Raw genomic sequence first — 1,959 nt, forward strand, 5'->3', positions numbered from 1 at the left:
CGGGCCGCCACCGCCCCGCACCCGGCGCCGTCCGGGCCGCGGGGCGCGGGCGACCGGCTGGAGATGATCGAGGCGCCGGCCTTCGTCCGCCGCCGCTTCCGCGAGCGGTTCCCGAGCACCGAGGGCTGGTTCTACCCGCTGCACACCCCGAACGTGCTGCTCACGCCCGAGGACGGCCGGTTCGAGGTGTACGCCTACCTCAACCGCGCCGGGGGCTACTGCTCCCTGCTGACCGCCCACCCCGACCCGGCCGCCGCGGCCGCCTGCCTCGAACCCGTCACCCGGGCCCTGGCCCGCGCGGGCGCGGGCTACGTCGAGGCCCTCGTACCGCTCGCGCACCACGAGGTCCTCTCGGCCTTCCTGGCCGAGGGGTTCGTCGCCGGGGCCGTCTACCCGGCGATGCGCGCGGACGGCGACGGCTTCCACGACTACGCCGTCCTGTCCCGCTCCGGCGAACGCATCGACTTCCGCGGCGTCGCCGTCGAACCGCCCCTCCAGCCCTATCTGGACTGCTACGTGTCGGCCTGGGCGTCGACGCACCTGCCCACCACATCCGAGGTCACCCCATGAACCCCCATCTCGCGCCGGTCGCCGTACCCGACCCGGCCCTCCTGCCGCACGTCCAACGACTGTGCGACCTGACCGACCCGTACGCCTTCGGTCCCGCCGAGGACGAGCTGTTCGCCGCCGCCATGGCTGAGACCAACGCCTGGCACGCCGAGCGCTCCCCCTTCTTCCGCTCCCTGTACGAGGCCACTCCCCCGGCCCGGCCGTACCGGACGCCGCTCGTCCACGCGAACTTCTTCAAGCGGCACGAGGTCCTCTCCATCCCGCGCGAGGACGTCGAGCTGCACCTGACCTCCTCCGGCACCACCGGCCAGAAGTCGCAGATGTTCTTCGACCACTGGACCATCCGCTCCGCCCAGCGGATGGTCGCCCGGATCTTCGAGCGCAACGGCTGGATCACCCCCGACCAGGAGGTCAACTACCTCCTGTACAGCTACGAACCGGCCCCCTCGCTCAACCTCGGGACCGCCTTCACCGACAACTACCTGTGCGACTTCGCCCCGGCGCGCAGCGTCGCGTACGCCCTGCGCAACACCGGCGGCGACCACGAGTTCGACCCCTTCGGCTGCATCGCCGCGCTGCGCCGCTTCGAGCGGGAGGACGCACCCGTCCGCATCCTCGGCTTCCCCGCCTTCCTCTTCTTCACCCTGGAGCGGATGCGGGCCATGGGGCTGCCCCCGCTGCGCCTGCCCGAGGGCTCCCTCGTCGTCCTCGGCGGCGGCTGGAAGGGGCACGCCGACCGGCGGATCGGGAAGGAGGAGCTGTACGCCCGCGTCACCGAGCAGCTCGGCATCCCGGGCGAGCGGATCCGGGACACCTTCGGGTCGGTGGAGCACTGCATCCCGTACATCGAGTGCGACCACCACCGGCTGCACGCCCCCGTGTGGTCCCGGGTCACGATCCGCTCCACCCGCACCCTCGAACCCCTGCCGTACGGGGAGCGGGGCTACCTGCACCTGGTCTCGCCGTACATCACCTCGGTGCCGGCGCAGAGCGTGGTCATGGGCGACCTCGCCTCGCTCCAGCCGGGCGACACCTGCGGGTGCGAGCTGCCGACCCCCTGGTTCACCGTCCACGGCCGGGCCGGGGTGAGCCGCAACCGCAGCTGCGCGGTGGCCGCAGCGGAACTGATGAAGGGCATGGCGTGACCATGAACATGCAGCACCCGCACTACTGGCAGGGCGAGTTCATCGGCGACGAGGAGGCCGGGCGCCGGCTCGCCGGCCTGCCGGCCGCCGTCGAGGCCGCGCTGGCCACGGTGCTGGAGACCGAGACGGTGCTGGCCGCCTGCGACGCCCTCGCCACCGCCCTGTGCGATCCGGACCACCCCGTCCGCGCCCGGCTCGCCGCGCACCTGCCCGCCGGGGAGGACCCGGCCGTGCTCGCCGAGCT

Annotated in this window: 2 protein-coding genes and 1 pseudogene; all 3 read left to right on the plus strand. The window is 73.1% G+C overall.

The window, feature by feature from the left end; genetic code table 11:
* A pseudogene (locus tag AB0O29_RS35475) lies at positions 1 to 570 on the plus strand (N-acetyltransferase); the annotation flags it as partial.
* A complete protein-coding gene (locus tag AB0O29_RS35480; protein ID WP_365160441.1) occupies positions 567 to 1,715 on the plus strand; it encodes an acyl-protein synthase in 1,149 nt (382 codons plus the stop codon). The pseudogene AB0O29_RS35475 and the gene AB0O29_RS35480, both read left to right, overlap by 4 nt.
* A gap of 2 nt (positions 1,716 to 1,717) precedes the next feature.
* Positions 1,718 to 1,959 (plus strand): hypothetical protein (locus AB0O29_RS35485; protein ID WP_365160444.1); only part of this gene is annotated, 242 nt, incomplete at its 3' end.

The organism is Streptomyces sp. NPDC089915, from assembly GCF_040684675.1.
Taxonomy (GTDB): domain Bacteria; phylum Actinomycetota; class Actinomycetes; order Streptomycetales; family Streptomycetaceae; genus Streptomyces.

Coding starts and splice junctions, on each gene's coding strand:
- AB0O29_RS35480 (WP_365160441.1), top strand. CDS start 567: ATGAACCCCCATCTCGCGCCGGTCGCCGTACCCGACCCGGCCCTCCTG.